16 protein-coding genes are annotated in these 15,496 nt (G+C 66.0%); 6 read left to right on the top strand and 10 right to left on the bottom strand.

From position 1 onward, the window contains the following. Window positions 1-52: 52 nt before the first annotated feature. Complete coding sequence (locus RIL96_RS10665; RefSeq protein WP_310549001.1) at window positions 53-349, bottom strand: recombinase zinc ribbon domain-containing protein; 297 nt, start codon at window positions 347-349, stop codon at window positions 53-55. Window positions 350-389: 40 nt separating this feature from the next. Between RIL96_RS10665 and RIL96_RS10660 the strand changes: the two genes are divergently transcribed. Continuing rightward, window positions 390-773: a hypothetical protein gene (locus RIL96_RS10660; RefSeq protein WP_310549000.1), complete on the top strand. Its 384-nt coding sequence runs from the start codon at window positions 390-392 to the stop codon at window positions 771-773. Between the two features lie 185 nt (window positions 774-958). Here RIL96_RS10660 and RIL96_RS10655 read toward each other — a convergent pair whose 3' ends face one another. The 9 genes from RIL96_RS10655 to RIL96_RS10615 form a co-directional block, all read right to left on the bottom strand. Further along, entirely contained in the window at window positions 959-1,090 is a 132-nt protein-coding gene (locus RIL96_RS10655) for a hypothetical protein (protein ID WP_272896816.1), read from the bottom strand. Window positions 1,091-1,106: 16 nt separating this feature from the next. Beyond that, window positions 1,107-1,427 carry a metal-sensitive transcriptional regulator gene (locus tag RIL96_RS10650; RefSeq protein WP_138171071.1) on the bottom strand — a complete coding sequence of 107 codons (321 nt, stop codon included), beginning with the start codon at window positions 1,425-1,427 and terminating at the stop codon, window positions 1,107-1,109. Window positions 1,428-1,443: 16 nt separating this feature from the next. Further along, a complete protein-coding gene (locus RIL96_RS10645) occupies window positions 1,444-3,615 on the bottom strand; it encodes a heavy metal translocating P-type ATPase (RefSeq protein WP_310549004.1) in 2,172 nt (723 codons plus the stop codon). 104 nt (window positions 3,616-3,719) lie between these two features. Then, complete coding sequence (locus RIL96_RS10640; protein ID WP_310548999.1) at window positions 3,720-4,298, bottom strand: YdhK family protein; 579 nt, start codon at window positions 4,296-4,298, stop codon at window positions 3,720-3,722. 129 nt (window positions 4,299-4,427) lie between these two features. Further along, a complete protein-coding gene (locus RIL96_RS10635) occupies window positions 4,428-4,712 on the bottom strand; it encodes a YHS domain-containing protein (RefSeq protein WP_310548998.1) in 285 nt (94 codons plus the stop codon). A 44-nt stretch (window positions 4,713-4,756) separates the two neighbouring features. Continuing rightward, window positions 4,757-7,093 (bottom strand): heavy metal translocating P-type ATPase, encoded by a 2,337-nt coding sequence (locus tag RIL96_RS10630; RefSeq protein ID WP_210047982.1) that lies wholly within the window; start codon window positions 7,091-7,093, stop codon window positions 4,757-4,759. Beyond that, a complete protein-coding gene (locus tag RIL96_RS10625) occupies window positions 7,083-8,057 on the bottom strand; it encodes a DUF8832 domain-containing protein (RefSeq protein WP_310548997.1) in 975 nt (324 codons plus the stop codon). Before RIL96_RS10625 ends, RIL96_RS10630 begins: the two co-directional genes overlap by 11 nt. A 2-nt stretch (window positions 8,058-8,059) precedes the next feature. Next, entirely contained in the window at window positions 8,060-8,272 is a 213-nt protein-coding gene (locus RIL96_RS10620; RefSeq protein WP_310548996.1) for a heavy-metal-associated domain-containing protein, read from the bottom strand. Window positions 8,273-8,334: 62 nt separating this feature from the next. After that, complete coding sequence (locus tag RIL96_RS10615) at window positions 8,335-9,891, bottom strand: MFS transporter (RefSeq protein WP_310548995.1); 1,557 nt, start codon at window positions 9,889-9,891, stop codon at window positions 8,335-8,337. Between the two features lie 172 nt (window positions 9,892-10,063). On the opposite strand from RIL96_RS10615, the gene RIL96_RS10610 reads away from it, so the two are divergent. The 5 genes from RIL96_RS10610 to RIL96_RS10590 are packed head-to-tail and all read left to right on the top strand — an operon-like array spanning window position 10,064 to window position 15,487. Further along, window positions 10,064-10,726 (top strand): TetR/AcrR family transcriptional regulator, encoded by a 663-nt coding sequence (locus tag RIL96_RS10610; RefSeq protein WP_310548994.1) that lies wholly within the window; start codon window positions 10,064-10,066, stop codon window positions 10,724-10,726. Beyond that, window positions 10,723-11,913 carry an FAD-dependent oxidoreductase gene (locus RIL96_RS10605; RefSeq protein WP_310548993.1) on the top strand — a complete coding sequence of 397 codons (1,191 nt, stop codon included), beginning with the start codon at window positions 10,723-10,725 and terminating at the stop codon, window positions 11,911-11,913. The genes RIL96_RS10610 and RIL96_RS10605 overlap by 4 nt, the downstream gene beginning before the upstream one ends. A gap of 6 nt (window positions 11,914-11,919) precedes the next feature. Then, window positions 11,920-12,510, top strand: coding sequence for a CueP family metal-binding protein (locus RIL96_RS10600; protein ID WP_310548992.1), 591 nt, complete (start codon window positions 11,920-11,922; stop codon window positions 12,508-12,510). Between the two features lie 31 nt (window positions 12,511-12,541). Continuing rightward, on the top strand, window positions 12,542-14,233 hold the full coding sequence (locus tag RIL96_RS10595; protein WP_310549003.1) for an acetolactate synthase large subunit: 1,692 nt from the start codon (window positions 12,542-12,544) through the stop codon (window positions 14,231-14,233). A gap of 39 nt (window positions 14,234-14,272) precedes the next feature. After that, window positions 14,273-15,487, top strand: coding sequence for an MFS transporter (locus RIL96_RS10590; RefSeq protein WP_310548991.1), 1,215 nt, complete (start codon window positions 14,273-14,275; stop codon window positions 15,485-15,487). Window positions 15,488-15,496: the final 9 nt, after the last annotated feature.

The following is a 15,496-nucleotide window of genomic DNA, read 5'->3' as shown; positions in this document are numbered from 1 at the left end:
TGAACAGCGGACCGAGTCCGCACCAAAATCTCGGAACTAAACCCAGGACGGTTCAGAACTCGTGGTGGAGCATTCCGCCGAGAGCTTCCTTATCAGCAGCGGTGATCTGCACGTGGTGGTAGTAGTTCTCGACGAGCTGTTCGACGTCTTCAATAAGGATGGCACCCCGGGTGCAGTCGGTGCGTTTGGAGTGTCGGCCTGAGCATACGAAGTAGGGGTAGACGTTGCCGTGGCGGTTCTTGGCGTTGGAGACCATCAGTCGGGAGCCGCAGGCACCGCAGAATACGGTTCCTTTGAGGTAGTGGTCGTGAAGTTGGGTGGCTTCGGCGGCGGATTTGTGTGCTTTCATCACTGACTGGACCTGGTACCAGAGGCATCAACAGTCCAACGTGATCCTCACCCAACCGAATAATCTGCGCAGGTTCGGTGAAGGTCTCTCTGACGAAGGCCGGCGCATCGAGCTTGTCGTGCAAAATGCGGGCGTATTGCCAGAACGCCTGGTCGATCAGGTAATCAGTGTCGGCGTAGATCGTAGTGACTGTGATGTGCCCTTCGGGTTCGGAGCCGCACAATACATTGGGGCCAAGCACGACGACATCACCTACGGTCACGGGTTTCTGCCCGAACTCACTGAACAAGATCGCCGAACCATCACGTACAATGATGACCTTCACGCAGTCGAATGCCAATGGTCCGATGGGTCGATGTACCGTTTGGGTCCGAGCGAGGAGAACTTGGTACTCGACCAAATCTCGCCTCATCGATGTACCTGACGCCGCTGAGCCTGGTATTCGGTGAGTGGGAGAGCACCTGTTCATTTGCGCTCACGACTCGCTCATCGGGTCGGAGCGCTGGTTGCCATCCGACATCCGAAGGGCTCTGGCGCCCTTGCCCCTGCAAGCTAAGTGCTTGGATCGCCCTCTTGCGGACAGTGGGGCCATGATGCCGGTCTCATGCTCTACGATCCACCGGAGTTACGGCCGAGTCGCACGGTGAAGACCCAGTGGAGGGTTTGGCAGCAGCGTCGCACGGTGAGGCTGAGGTGCCCGTGTTCGGCGAGGGTCTGCAGGCTGCGGGTGGTGATGCTCATTGCTGTTGCTCCTGGCTCATGACTTCACGAGGCGTGCGATCGCGGCTGAGGCCTCGCGGAGTTTCTGCTCGGCGTCGGCGGTATCGGTTTCGATGGCGTTGGTGACGCAGTGTTTGAGGTGGTCATCGAGCAACCCCAGCGCGACGTTGTTCAGCGCGGAGGTGATCGCGCTGATCTGAGTGAGGATGTCGATGCAGTAGTTGTCCTCGTCGATCATGCGGTGGATGCCACGGGTCTGGCCCTCAATGCGCTTGAGCCTGGCGAGATAGCGGTTCTTGTCGCTGATGTAGCCGTGGCCGGTCGCCGCCTCTTCAACGGTGGGTGCGGTGGTGGTCATGATGTGTCCTTATCTGTCAGGAGCGGTCGAGGATTCTGTCGGTGCTCGCTTCGGGGGTGAGGTCGAGTCGGCGCAGCAGTTGGGCGTTCAGGGCGACCACGACGGTGGAGACCGACATGAGGATCGCGCCGATGCTCATCGGCAGTACGAACCCGACCGGGGCCAGCACGCCGGCGGCCAGTGGGACGGCGGCGAGGTTGTAGCCGGCGGCCCACCACAGGTTCTGCTTCATCTTCCGGTAGCTGGCACGGGAGAGCTCGAACACCGAGAGCACCGAGCGCGGATCAGAGGAGGCCAGGATCACCCCAGCAGAGCCGATGGCCACATCGGTGCCGGCGCCGATGGCGATGCCGACATCAGCTTGGGCCAGGGCGGGGGCGTCGTTGACACCATCACCGACCATCGCGACCTTGCGACCCTCGTCCTGGAGCTCTTTGACCTTGGCTGACTTGTCTTCGGGGCGGACGCCTGCGAAGACGCGGTCGATACCCAGGTCTTTGGCGACGGTGTCTGCCACGGCTTGGGCGTCTCCGGTGATCATCACCACCTGCACCCCTCGGACGTGGAGAGCATCGACAGCGTCACGGGACTCAGGCCGGATCTCATCGGCCAGGCGCAGCGCTCCGATGACTTCTCCGTCGGCGAGGACGTGGAGGATGATCGCTCCTTCGTCTCGCCACTGACCGGTCACCGACAACTCGTCTCGATTCTGCTGCTCGAGCAGATACGGGCCACCGACCTCGATCACGGTGTGTGAACCTGCATGCTCGACGGTGGCCTTGACCCCCACTGCCGGGGAGGACGAGAAGTCCGAGGCCCTAGGCACCTGGAGCTCCTTCGTCTTGGCTGCTCCGGTGATGGCCCGTGCCAGTGGATGCTCACTATCTGCCTCGGCGGCAGCGGCCAGCGCCAGCACCTCCTCCTCGTCGCGGTTCCCGGTGGGTGCAACGGCGGTGACGGTGGGCTCGCCCTTGGTCAGGGTGCCGGTCTTGTCGAAGAGCACTGAGTCCACGGTGCGCATGGACTCCAGGGCCAGCCGGTCCTTGATCAGCACGCCGCCCCGGGCTGCGCGTTCGGTGGCGATGGAGACCACCAGCGGGATTGCGAGACCCAGGGCGTGGGGGCAGGCGATGACCAGCACGGTGATGGTGCGCACCACTGCGGCATCGGGCATCCCGACGAGCGACCAGACGATCGCGGTGACGACCGCGGCGCCCAGGGCGAACCAGAACAGCCAGGCCGCGGCAGTATCGGCGATCCTCTGCGCGCGCGACGACGATGCTTGAGCGTCGGTGACCAGCTTCTGGATGCCTGCCAGGGCGGTGTCGTCACCGATCGCGGTGACCTCGACGCGGACTCCGGAGTCGGTGGCCACGGTGCCTGCGACCACATGGTCGCCGGTCTCACGCCGTACTGGCTTGGACTCCCCGGTGACCATGGACTCATCCATCGACGCCGAGCCGTCGACGATCTTCCCGTCGGCAGGCACGGAGGAGCCGGGTCGCACGATCACCACGTCGCCGACGGCGAGCTCAGCAGGGGCGACTTTGACGACCTGATCGCCGTCGATCTTCTCGGCCTCATCGGGCAGCAGGGCGGCCAGGGAGTCCAATGCCGAGGTGGTCTGGGCGAGGGACCGCATCTCGATCCAGTGGCCCAGCAGCATGATGACCACCAGCAGGGCCAGCTCCCACCAGAAGTTCAGCTCATGATCGAGGATATGCAGGCTCGCGCCCCAGGAAGCGATGAAGGCCACCGTGATGGCCAGGCCGATCAGCAGCATCATGCCGGGCTTGCGGTCCCGGATCTCACTGATGGCGCCGGTCAGGAAGGGCCAACCGCCCCAGAAGTAGACGATGGTGCCCAGGATCGGGGAGACCCACCACACCCACTCGGCCTCAGGCAGGTGGTAGCCGACCAGGTGGGCGAACATCTCGTTGAAGCCGACCACCGGGATCGCCAGGGCGAGCATGATCCAGAACAACCGGCGGAACTGGCCCACATGATCCCCATGTCCGGCGTGGCCGCCGTGCCCCGTGTGGTCGGCATGTCCGCCGTGGTGCTGATGAGCCTCATGCCCACCGTGATGATCATGGGCTACGTGATCGCTGTTACCGACATGCCCGTCGTGCTCGTGGTGACCGGAGTGGTCGTCGTGCCCGTGATGTTCGGACCGGTCGTCGTGCATCGTGTGGCTACCGCCGTGATCGTGGTGGCCACGAGGTGTGGTGTTCATACCGGTCTCGCTTCTCCTGTTCGGTTCGAGTCCTGCCTGCAGTGCTGGGGGCAGGTTCAGTTGGTGGGTTCGATCTCGCTTTCGACGACCCATTTGTGGTTGGTCATGGTCATGCCGTCGGCTTCGTAGTCGACGACGTAGACGGTCTCGTCGGTGGAGGAGGCAATCGTTGCCGTGACGCCTTCCATGCCCTCCATGTGGTCGGCGGTCACGGTGACCTCAGTGCCATCGGCCAGGCGCTCCTCGCCGGGGTTCTCAAGTTCTTCCTGCACGACCCACTGGTGATCGGTGACGGGGTCACCGCCGGTGGTGGGGGTGTAGTCGATCGAGTAGGTGTAGGTCTCATACGCCCCGACGATGGTGGCGGTGGCACCGTCCATGCCCTCCATGTGGTCGGCGGTCAGCGTCACCTCACTGCCGACCGGGTATTCGGGGTCGGTGGCCTCGGTCATGTTCTCGGGCACCGGTCCGCCGTCAGCCGGGTGTTCCATATCGTCGTGACCTCCGTGGTCGTCGTGCTCGGTTGAGGGGGCGGGGTCGGCCGGGTCGTCATTGTCGCTCGAGGCGCACCCGGCCAGCACCAGTGCCGCGGTCAGTGCGGTGGCTGACCAGGTCAGTGTCAGGTTCTTCGTCATGCGCGCTGGTCCTTCCCTTATGTGCTCGTTCCGCGATCATGTGGGCCTGGGATCTTGCCGGTGGTGGATTCCGCGCTTGCCTGGCAGAACCTGCTGTGGCAAGCGCGGAATCCGGTGTCCCTGTGCGGTTCAGGCCGCGTTGGCGTACCGGTCGGGGTCGGCGTCGAAGAGTGGGCCGCAGGCCGCGCAGCAGAACCAGTACCGCTCACCGTTGTAGTCGCGGTACAGCCCCTCGGCTTCGGCCTGGGACTTGATCACCGGGGTGCCGGCCATGACCAGGCACTCGGTGACATCGTCGCTGTTCGCCTTTGCGAGGTCCTCGGTCTTGGGGGCGTGGCCGCTGCAGCCGCCAGAGGCGCTGCCGTGGCCGTGGCCGTGGCCGTGGTCGTGATTGTGGTGGTCGTGTGCAGTCATCGTGGATGGTGTCCTTTCCTTGTTGGTGATGACAGGTCGGGTTTTCAGGCCCTTGCGGGTTCGCCTGCCGAGGCAGGTGTACTGCCTGCCGGGACGCTCTGGTTGTCGGCTTTGGCCTTGAACCTGCGTAGCCGGAGGCTGTTGGAGACCACCGAGACGCTGGAGAAGGCCATGGCCGCTCCGGCCAGCATCGGATTCAGCAGCCCGAAGGCCGCGATCGGGATGGCCGCGCTGTTGTAGCCGAAGGCCCAGAACAGGTTCTGCTTGATCGTGCGCAGCGTGCGCCTGGCTAGCCGGATCGCGTCCGCGGCCGCCCGCAGGTCACCGCGGACCAGGGTGATATCGGCGGCCTCGATGGCGACATCGGTGCCGGTGCCCATAGCGAGGCCGAGGTCGGCCTGGGCCAGGGCGGGGGCGTCGTTGACGCCGTCACCGACCATGGCCACGACCTTGCCCTCGCCTTGGAGGCGGGCGACGACGTCGACCTTGTCCTTGGGCAGCACCTCGGCGATGACCTCGGTGATGCCGACGGCGGCGGCGACTTGCTCGGCCACGGTCTGGTTGTCCCCGGTCAGCAGCACCGGAGTCAGCCCGAGCTCCTTGAACTGGCTGATCGCCTCCGCACTGGTGGGCTTGATCTGGTCCGAGACCACCAGCACACCTCGTGCCTGCCCGTCCCAGCCGACGGTGATCGCGGTCTTGCCCTCGGACTCTGCGGCCTGCTTGGCGGCCTTGAGTTCATCGTCGAGGTGGATCGACCAATCAGCCAGCAGCGCCTCCCGGCCCGCGACCACGGCGTGACCGTCGACAACGCCTTGTACGCCCTTGCCTTCGATGTTGTCGAAGGATTCCGGGGCGGGCAGTTCACCGACCTGTGCGGTGGCTCCGGCGGCGATGGCCTGGGCGATGGGGTGTTCGGAGTAGTCCTCGAGGCCGCCGGCGATGCGCAGCAGTTCATCACGGCTCACGCCTGGGGCGGGCAGCGCATCGGTGAGGGTCATTTTGCCGGTGGTGACGGTGCCGGTCTTATCCAGCACGATCGTGTCGACCTTCTTCGTGGACTCCAGCACCTCGGGGCCTTTGATGAGCACGCCCATCTGGGCGCCCCGCCCGGTGCCGACCAGCAGCGCGGTCGGTGCGGCCAGGCCCATGGCGCACGGGCAGGCGATGATCAGCACCGCCACGGTCGCGGTGAACGCGGCACTGACCGGGAAGCCGGCCATGAGCCAGGCGCCCAGGGCGGCGACCGCCACAGCGATCGCGATCGGGACGAACACGCCCGAGACCCGATCGACCAGACGCTGGATCTCGGCCTTACCGGACTGGGCGTCTTCGACCATCTTCGCCATCTGCGCCAGCTGAGTATCCGAGCCGACCCGGCTGGCCTTCACGACCAGGCGACCACCGGCATTGACCGTGGCTCCGGCGACGGTGTCACCCTCGGAGACCTCGACGGGCACTGATTCGCCGGTGAGCATCGAGGCATCGATCGCTGAGCTGCCGGAGGTGATCACCCCGTCGGTGGCGATCTTCTCACCCGGTCGGACCACGAACTCGTCGCCGACGTTGAGTTCCTCGATGGGAACCCTTTGCTCAGTGCCGTTTCGCAGGATGGAGACTTCCTTGGCGCCGAGTTCCAGCAGGGCGCGCAGGGCGGCTCCGGCTTGGCGCTTGGAGGTCTTCTCGAAGTAGCGGCCCAGCAGCACGAAGGTGATCACCCCGGCGGCGACCTCCAGGTAGATATGCCCCAGTCCGTCAGTGCGTGAGATGGTCAGCTCGAAGGGGTGGACCACCCCGCGGTCTCCGGCGGTGCCGAAGAACAGTGCGACCAGTGACCAGATCAGTGCGGCACTGGTGCCCACCGAGATCAGGGTGTCCATCGTGGCCGCGCCGTGTTTGAAGTTCGCCCAGGCGGCCTTGTGGAAGGGCCAGCCGGCCCACACCACCACCGGGGCGGCCAGGGCAAGGGAGGCGAAGCCCCAGAAGTCGAACTGCAGCGCCGGGATCATCGCCATCAGAATCACCGGCACCGCCAACACTGCTGCACCGATCAGCCGCTGTTTGAGCACCCTGATCTCGGCATCCTCACGCGACTCGCCCTCATCAGCCGTGCTGGGCTTTTCGCCCTTGGGGCTGGGCAGTTCGGCAGTGTAGCCGGTCTTCTCCACCTCAGCGATGAGCAGGCCCGGGTCGTAGCCTTCGGGGGCGGTGACGCTGGCCTTCTCGGTGGCGTAGTTCACCGACGCCTCGACGCCGTCGAGTTTGTTGAGCTTCTTCTCGATCCGGTTGGCACAGGAGGCGCAGGTCATGCCACCGATCTGCAGCTCAACACCGGCGAGATTCACGCTAGCGTCTTGTGCGCTGGTGCTCTCAGTGGTCATGGTTCTCTCCTTCATCGTTGCCGTCCTGACCCTCGCCAGAGCCAGCGCTGCTGGTGGTGTCGATGACCAGCGGGGCGGTGTGCACCTGCCCGTCGACCTGGAAGTCCAGGTAGAGCAGGTAGCGCCCTGGCGTGGGTGCGGTGGCCTCGAAGGCGATCTCCGGGCCGGAGGTCTCACCGGCTGCGGGTGCGTCACCGTGTGGGTGGACGTGCAGGTAGGCCAGGTCCCCTTCGCGCAGGGCGACCAGGTGCCCGAACGACCCCAGGTAAGGCTCCAGCTCAGTGACTGGTTCGCCCTCGCGGGTGACGGTCATCGTCAGCTCGGATGCTTCACCGGCGATGAGGTCGCCTTCCACTGCGACGTCGAACCCGTTGACTGTGCTCTGGGCAGCAGGCTCGGCCGGAACCGGCTCGTAGTCACCTGTGACCTGCACCGTGGTCGACAGGGTCAGGCCCTCGCCGGTATCGGCGGGCACGAAGTCTGCGAAGACCCGGTAGGTGCCGGCCTCTTCCCACCGCCAGGGGATGGACCACGTGCCGTCCTCGTCCCGCTCGGGGTGGACGTGGGCGAAGTGCTGCCCGTCCGCGCGGACGGCGATCAGGTGCATCTCCTGTTCGTGGTCGAGCTCGAAGTCGGTCACCGAGTTCCCGTCGGGGCCGGTCACCGTGAACGTCAGCTCGCCCTCGCCGGCTGTGCTGGTGGGGGCACTCACCTCGCTGAGCTGGAAGCCATCTTGGGCCAGGCCGAGGCCCAGTGAGGCCGCATCGGCCTCATGGCCGCCGTGCCCATCAGCCTGCCCGCCATTCATCTCGTCTTCTCCTCCGTGGTGGGTGGTGTCTTCGGTCTCTTCTGTCCAGGCCTGCACGGTGTCCTCGGGGACGACCGCGTTCGCCGTGAATCCAGCCACGGCGAACACGGCCACGAGGATCAGCCCGTACAGGCCCAGCCGTGCAGGGGCCCTCATGCTCAGCTCCTGACGGCGGTGTAGCCGGCCTCATCGACCGCGGCGATCACCGCAGCGTCCTCGACCGGCTGCTCGGCGGTGACGGCCAGGCGCCCGGTCTGGGCGCTGACCTCAATGCCGGTCACCCCGTCGATCTCGGAGACCTCGCTGCGGATCGCACCCTCGCAGTGCCCGCAGCTCATTCCGGTCACCAGGTACTCAGTCGTGGTTGCCATAATGCATAACTCCTTCTCTCATGTACGACTTATTTGAGACTATACCCGTGGGGGGTAGGGGGTCAACTGGCAGTGGTCTGCTCGGCCTCCTGGGTTTCCCCGGTGGGTCGAACGTGGCGCAGCCGGGTGGCGGCGATGATCGCTGCGACCACGGCGATGACGGCCGAGACGATCGCGGCGGTGTTCAGCCCGCCGGTGAAGGCCTCCTGTGCGGCACTGATGACCTGTTCACCCAGGGCAGGGTCCAGGCCTGGTGCGGTGGCCATCGCGCCGTCGACGCTGTCCGATGCCGCCGTCGAAGCGTCGGCCGGCAGTCCGTCGGGCAGCAGCCCGCCGATCTGATTCCGGTAGGCGGCGATCCCCACACTGCCGATGACTGCGACACCCAGGGAGATGCCCAGGTCGTTCGCGGTGGTCGCCAGCCCCGAAGCGCCGCCGGCCTTGTCCGGCGGCACCGAGCTGACGACCAGATCGGTGGTCAGCGCCATGGACGGGGCGACGCCGGGGTAGGTGATCACGAAGGATGCGATCACCAGCGCCAGGCCGGTGCCGGCGTCGAGCTGGGTGAACAGGATGTAGCCGACTACCTGGGTGAGCAGGCCGATCGCGATCACATTGCCGGGCCTGAACTTCCGGGCGAAGACCGGGGAGAGTGTGGAGACCACGATCAGCACCGCCGCCGCAGGGAGGATTGACAAGCCGGCTTGCAGGGGCGAGAGTTCCTGGACCTGCTGGAGGTACTGGGTGAACAGCGAGTACACCCCACCCAGTGCCGCTGCCGAGAGCAGGAACACCGCCAGCGCCCCGGAGACGGTGCGGTTGGCGAACAGCCGCACATCCAGCAGCGGCTTCTCAGCCCGCAACTGACGGATCACGAACCACAGCCCGACCAGCGCGCCCGCCACGAGCAGGGCGATGGAAAGACCAGCCGGCTCCTGGGCGGCGAAACGCTTGATGCCGTAGATGATCGCCAGCAGCCCTGCGACCAGCAGCAGAGCGCTGAACAGATCGATCCTCGCGCTCGGGTCCTTGTGCTCGGGCAGCAGCAGTGGGGCGCCGATGACCACCAGGGCCATGATCGGCACCGCCACCAGGAAGGTGGCCTGCCACCCGAAGCCCTCCAGCAGCAGACCCGAGAGCAGCGGGCCGAGAGCGACACCGGCGGAGATGCCGCCGGCCCACACGCCGATGGCCACACCGCGCTGCTTGGCATCAGCGAAGAGCACGAAGATCAGCCCCAGGGTGGCCGGGATCATCATGGCCGCAGCAAGACCCAGAATCGCCCGCCAGGCGATCATCAACTCCGCGCTCGTCGTCAACGCTGCAACGATCGAGACGCCCGCGAAGAGGATCGCCCCGAGGACCATCAGCAGCCGCTTGCCGACCCGGTCACCCAGGACACCCATGGCCACCAGGAATCCGGCCATGACGAAGCCGTAGATGTCCAGAATCCACAGCAGCTGTGTGCTCGAGGGACCCAGATCGGCGGCCATGTTCGGCGCAGCCAAGAACAGGATGGTCAACATCATGAACAGCAGTGTCGAGGGGGTGACCAGTACGGCCAGGCCCCACCACTGCTTCGCTCCGGCCTTCTCCGCCGGGGTATTCGACTGATTCATGACACGCCACCCCCTGGGCGTGCCGCAACGATCGTTCTCATAGCGTCTGCTCCTTTCTGAGCGGCGTCTGCAGTGACCTGGCGGCCACCCACTCGCAAACTCCTACATGCGAGTACGACTTGTAACAGCTACACTATCTCATACATTCCCGTCTGAGATGAAAGGTGGAGTGATGGCGACCAAGAAGGCCACTGCCACACGTGACCGGCCGAGCACTGGGTCTGGCAGCTCTGGTACTGGGAGTCGGGGCGCGGCGAACCAGCGTGCCGATGCCCTGCGCAACCGGGCAAAGATCCTGGCCGGTACGGTCACGGCGATCCGGAAGAATCCTGACGCCTCGGTAGCGGATATCGCCGCTGAGGCCGGTGTGGGGCGTCAGACGCTCTACGGGCACTTCCGCACCCGCCCCGAACTGATCGACGCGGCACTGGCCGATAGCATCGAACGCGGCGAGGAGGTGCTGAGCCAGGTGTCCCTGGACGGTGATCCCGTCGAGGCCTTCCAGCGACTGGTGTCCTCCAGTTGGGTGCTGGTCGATCGCTCCCGTGCTCTGCTGGCCGCAGCGCAGAAGGAGCTTCCCGCGAGCAGGATTCGGGAGATGCACGAGAAGGCAGAGTCTCGCATGCACGGGCTGCTCGAGCGCGGTCACGCCGAAGGGGCGTTCCGGACAGATCTGCCGGTGAGTTGGCTGCTGACCACCACCCACGTGGTCATGAACGGCGCTGCAGAAGAAGTCCGGGCCGGCCGGCTCGACCCTGAGGACGCACCGTGGTTCATCGACGCGATCCTGCTGCCGGCCTTCACTCATGACGCCCACCCGGAGCAGCCGCGATGAGCCCGGCACGCATCGGCATCCTCGGCGCAGGAGCGGCCGGGACCGCAGCCGCGAAGATCCTCCAGGCTGCCTCGCCAAAAATGCAGATCGATCTGTTCACCCGCACCGGGGAGCAGCCGTTCAACCGCACCCTGGTCAACAAGGGCATCGCGATCGGCCTGCTCACCCCCGCACAGGCCACGCTTCCCGCCCCTGGTGCCACCCTGGTCTGCGACACGGTGCGCGGGGTTGACCCCCGCACCCGGCAGGTTCAGCCAGCCTCCGGTGAGACCCGAGGCTACGACGGGATCATCCTCGCCACCGGCAGCCGGCCCCGCACGCTGGGAGAAGATGTCCTCGGCCGGGACGAGGCACTGGCTGCCGGCCGGCTCACTACCCTGCACTCACCTGCCGATGCTGCGGGAATCCGCGATCGCCTCGGGGAGCTTCCCGGTTCGGCGCGGGTGCTGATCCTCGGCGGTGGCCTGCTCGCAGCAGAGACCGCCTCCCTGCTGAGCACCGCCGGACACGACATCGCCCTGATCAGCCGTTCCACCCTGCCAGGCTGTTCGGCCTTCGGTGAGCACATCTCCGGTGAGCTCCTGGACCTGCACCAGGCACACGGGGCGACCTACCTGGGTCGCACCATCCAGGCAGTGCGCACCCACCCCGACCACATCACCATCGTCCTCGACAACGGACACCGGGTCGAAGGTGATCTCGCGATCATCGCCCACGGCACCCTCCCAGCAGCCCCGTCACCGTGGAACGGACCCGACGGCGTGCCGGTCGATGACCGGCTTCGACTACGCGAAGCACCAGGCCAGCGCATCTACGCCGCAGGCGGAGTAGCCAGCCACGACCACCCTGGTCTCGGAAGCTACCGGGTCGACCACTGGGACGACGCCGCAGCCCAGGGCACCCATGCCGCTCGCACGCTCCTGCACGACCACGGTCTCGGTGAGGACCCCGGTGCTTACCGGCCGGCCTCGACGTTCACCTCCAGCATCCACGGACACACCTTCGCCGGAGCAGGGCACCCCTCACCTCGGACCAGGGCACGGACAGTATCCACCGATCCCGCCTTAATCGTCCATGAACACGACGAGATCCCGGTCGCGGTAACCGGCCTCGACGCCGTCCCCCTGGTCCACCAGTGGGCACCGCGGTTGCACCACCCGCACGAAACCACGACGCCGCCTGAGTAGAGACCGATGTATCAACGAACCACCGCCCGAACCGCCACCGCGATCATCGCGGCCCTGCTGATCGCGCTGTTCACCGCCAGCTGCTCCACCGGAGAGAACACGGCCACCGCGGATGCGAGCGAGAACTGGCTTGCCGATTACGACCTTGATGGTCTCGAGGGGCGAGAGATCACTGAGTACCTCGATGCGATGCCGGTCGCAGAGCGCCCCGAGGATCTGATCGCTTCGGTCGAACCTGAGAGGCTCGTGCTCTACGACACCAGTGGCAACGAGACCACCGTCCCGCTGCCAGAGGACGAGTTCTACCTCTCCTTCGCACCGTTCATCGAGCAGACTCACGACTGCCACTTCCACAGTCTCACCACCTGTCTGGGAGAGCTGGGCAACGAGGAGATCGAGATCACCATCACCGACAACACCGATGAGGTGCTCATCGATGAGACCGCGCGCACCTACGACAACGGCTTCGCCGGGCTCTGGCTGCCCCGTGACATCGAAGCCACCCTCACCGTCACCCAGGGTGAGCGCTCTGCCACGGTGCCCATCTCCACCGCCGAGGACGCCCCGACCTGCCTCACCACGCTGCAGCTGACCTGATCGATTCGAGGAGACACGGAGGGCCACCGCCATCACGACCACCACTTTCACCGCAGCCGATCTGCTGGTCGCAGGACTGGAGAACGAAGGTGTTGATCGCATCTTCGGACTGCCCGGCGAAGAGAACCTCGATCTGCTCGACGCGATCCGCCGCTCCAGCATCGAACTGGTCCTGACCCGTCACGAGCAGGCCGCCGCCTTCATGGCCGCCACCCACGGGCGCCTCACCGGCCGACCAGGGGTGTGCCTGACCACGCTGGGCCCCGGTGCCCTGAACCTGTCCACCGGCGCGGCCTATGCGCTGCTCGGGGCGATGCCGATGGTCATGATCACCGGACAGAAAGGCATCCTCCCCGCCGCGCAGGCACGCTTCCAGATCGTGGACACGATCGCGGCGATGAAGCCGTTGACCAAGATGACCCAGCAGATCGTCTCGCCCGCCTCCATCCCGACACTGGTCCGTGAAGCCTTCCGCGTCGCACAAGCTGAACGGCCCGGCCCGGTGCACCTGGAGCTACCCGAAGACATCGCCGCCACCACCACGCCCCGCCTGGACCTGGCCGAGCCCGCTCACCCGGTCCTGCCCACAGCCAGCACCGAGGCGATCAACGCCGCCGTCGAGGTGATCTCGGGAGCCAAGCGTCCGTTGATCATGCTCGGCGCTGCCGCCGCACGACCGCGATGCACCCAGGCGCTGACCGAGTTCATCTCTCGCTCGCGGATTCCGTTCTTCACCACCCAGATGGGCAAGGGCACCGTCTCCGGATGCACCGACCTCTACCTGGGCACCGCAGCACTGACCGAGGGCGACTACCTACACGAGGCCATCGAGCAGGCCGATGTGATCGTCACCATCGGACATGACACGGTCGAGAAACCCCCGTTCACCATGCGAGCCGACGGGCCGCGGGTCGTGCATCTCGACTACCAGCCTGCCACCGTCGAAGAGGTCTACACCCCGCAACTGGAAGTCATCGGTGATCTCCACCACACCCTGCACGCCCTCACCGAACAACTCGCCGGCCGCGTACCGCACGCCGGAGCGCTGCTGCCGCTGCGTGAGCGCATCCTCGCAAAGGTCGCCGACCGGGCCACCGAGGACCGGCTCACCCCGCAACGCATCGTGCATCAGGTTCGCCAGGTCATGCCCGATGACGGCATCGTCGCCCTCGATAACGGCATGTACAAAATCTGGTTCGCCCGCAACTACCGCACCACCACAGCGAACACGCTCCTGCTCGACAACGCCCTGGCCACTATGGGAGCCGGCCTGCCCTCGGCGATCACCGCCGCACTCCTGCACCCGGGTCGTCGGGTCATGGCCGTCTGCGGCGACGGCGGGTTCATGATGAACAGCCAAGAGTTCGAAACCGCCGTCCGTCTCGGCCTCGACCTCGTGGTGGTGATCCTCGATGACCACGCCTACGGCATGATCCGATGGAAACAAGCCGTCGACGGGTTCCCCGACTATGGCATGACCTTCCGCAACCCCGACTTCGTCGCCTACGCAAGGGCATACGGCGCCACCGGCACCCGCGTCACCGAAGCGGCGCAGCTTGGCCCCGCCCTGGAAGACGCATTCGCTCAGGGCGGAGTGCAGCTCATCCACGTCCCAGTGGACTACTCCGAGAACACCCGCGTCCTCATCGAGGAACTCCAGCACCGATCCGCGACTCACAACAAGGCGACCGATGGCGCTCTTCATCAGGCTCTCCGTTCGTGACCCCGCCCTGATCCTCCCGACAGACCAGAGCGTGCGCGCATGATCTCCGTACTGCGCAACCCGACCTACGCGAAACTGTTCAGCGCACAGATCATCGCACTGATGGGCACCGGTCTGCTCACCGTCGCCCTCGGCCTGCTCGCCTTCGACATCGCCGCAGGCGACGCCGGGGTCGTCATGGGAGTGGCCATGTCGATCAAGATGATCGCCTACGTCGCCGTCGCCCCGATCACCACCGCACTACTTGCCCGGTTGCCGCGCAAGCCGGTGCTCATCGGTGCCGACCTCATCCGCGCCGCCGTCGCAGTCTCGCTGCCGTTCGTCACCGAGGCATGGCAGATCTACCTGCTGATCTTCCTGCTCCAATCAGCCTCTGCGACCTTCACACCCACCTTCCAGGCCGTGACCCCCTCGGTGCTGCCCGACGAGAACGACTACACCCGCGCCCTGTCACTGTCCCGGCTCGCCTACGACCTGGAATCGCTGGTGAGCCCGATGCTCGCCGCCGCGCTTCTGACGCTTATCAGCTACCACAACCTGTTCGTCGGCACCGTGATCGGGTTCCTCGCCTCCACCGCCCTCGTCGCCGCCGCCCGCTTCCCCCGCATTGACACTCCACCGCCTACGCGGTTCCTCGACCGGCTCACCCGAGGAGTACGAGCATTCTGGGCCAACCGAGAACTCCGAAGCCTGATGGCACTCAACCTCGTCGTCGCCACCACCACCGCGATGGTCATCGTCAACACCGTCGTCCTCGTCCAAGGAGACCTCGGCCGCCCCCAACCCGACGTGGCGCTCATGCTCGCCGCCTACGGCGCCGGATCGATGATCATCGCCCTGAGCGTGCCGAAACTGCTCGAACGGGTCTCGGACCGGCCCGTCATGCTCACCGGCGGCATCGCCCTGCCCGTGCTGCTCCTCACCGCAGTCGGGGTCATCGCCTGGATGTACGGCATGTCGCAATGGATCGCGCTGCTATTCCTCTGGGCACTGCTGGGTGCGGCGACATCGAGCGTGCTCACCCCCTCCCCACGCCTGCTGCGCCGAGGCAGCAGCGAACGAAACCGTGCCGCAGTCTTCGCCGCCCAATTTTCCCTCTCCCACGCCTGCTTCCTGGCCACCTACCCCCTCGCCGGAGTGCTCGGCGCAACCATCGGACTACCCGCGATCGGCCTCGTACTGGCCACCATCGGCGCAACCGGAGCCGTGCTGGCGGTTCTGACCTGGCGACCTCCCGTCCGAGAATCACGCTGACCGGTCCAC

The sequence above is a fragment of the Nesterenkonia aerolata genome (assembly GCF_031470965.1).
In the GTDB taxonomy this organism is placed as follows: Bacteria; Actinomycetota; Actinomycetes; order Actinomycetales; family Micrococcaceae; genus Nesterenkonia; species Nesterenkonia aerolata.
This window is presented reverse-complemented; position numbering and strand designations above follow the sequence as displayed.

Coding starts and splice junctions, on each gene's coding strand:
- RIL96_RS10600 (WP_310548992.1), top strand. CDS start 11,920: ATGTATCAACGAACCACCGCCCGAACCGCCACCGCGATCATCGCGGCC.
- RIL96_RS10590 (WP_310548991.1), top strand. CDS start 14,273: ATGATCTCCGTACTGCGCAACCCGACCTACGCGAAACTGTTCAGCGCA.
- RIL96_RS10630 (WP_210047982.1), bottom strand. CDS start 7,093: ATGACCACTGAGAGCACCAGCGCACAAGACGCTAGCGTGAATCTCGCC.
- RIL96_RS10635 (WP_310548998.1), bottom strand. CDS start 4,712: ATGACTGCACACGACCACCACAATCACGACCACGGCCACGGCCACGGC.
- RIL96_RS10655 (WP_272896816.1), bottom strand. CDS start 1,090: ATGAGCATCACCACCCGCAGCCTGCAGACCCTCGCCGAACACGGGCAC.
- RIL96_RS10620 (WP_310548996.1), bottom strand. CDS start 8,272: ATGGCAACCACGACTGAGTACCTGGTGACCGGAATGAGCTGCGGGCAC.
- RIL96_RS10610 (WP_310548994.1), top strand. CDS start 10,064: ATGGCGACCAAGAAGGCCACTGCCACACGTGACCGGCCGAGCACTGGG.
- RIL96_RS10615 (WP_310548995.1), bottom strand. CDS start 9,891: ATGAATCAGTCGAATACCCCGGCGGAGAAGGCCGGAGCGAAGCAGTGG.
- RIL96_RS10665 (WP_310549001.1), bottom strand. CDS start 349: ATGAAAGCACACAAATCCGCCGCCGAAGCCACCCAACTTCACGACCAC.
- RIL96_RS10650 (WP_138171071.1), bottom strand. CDS start 1,427: ATGACCACCACCGCACCCACCGTTGAAGAGGCGGCGACCGGCCACGGC.
- RIL96_RS10625 (WP_310548997.1), bottom strand. CDS start 8,057: ATGAGGGCCCCTGCACGGCTGGGCCTGTACGGGCTGATCCTCGTGGCC.
- RIL96_RS10645 (WP_310549004.1), bottom strand. CDS start 3,615: ATGCACGACGACCGGTCCGAACATCACGGGCACGACGACCACTCCGGT.
- RIL96_RS10640 (WP_310548999.1), bottom strand. CDS start 4,298: ATGACGAAGAACCTGACACTGACCTGGTCAGCCACCGCACTGACCGCG.
- RIL96_RS10605 (WP_310548993.1), top strand. CDS start 10,723: ATGAGCCCGGCACGCATCGGCATCCTCGGCGCAGGAGCGGCCGGGACC.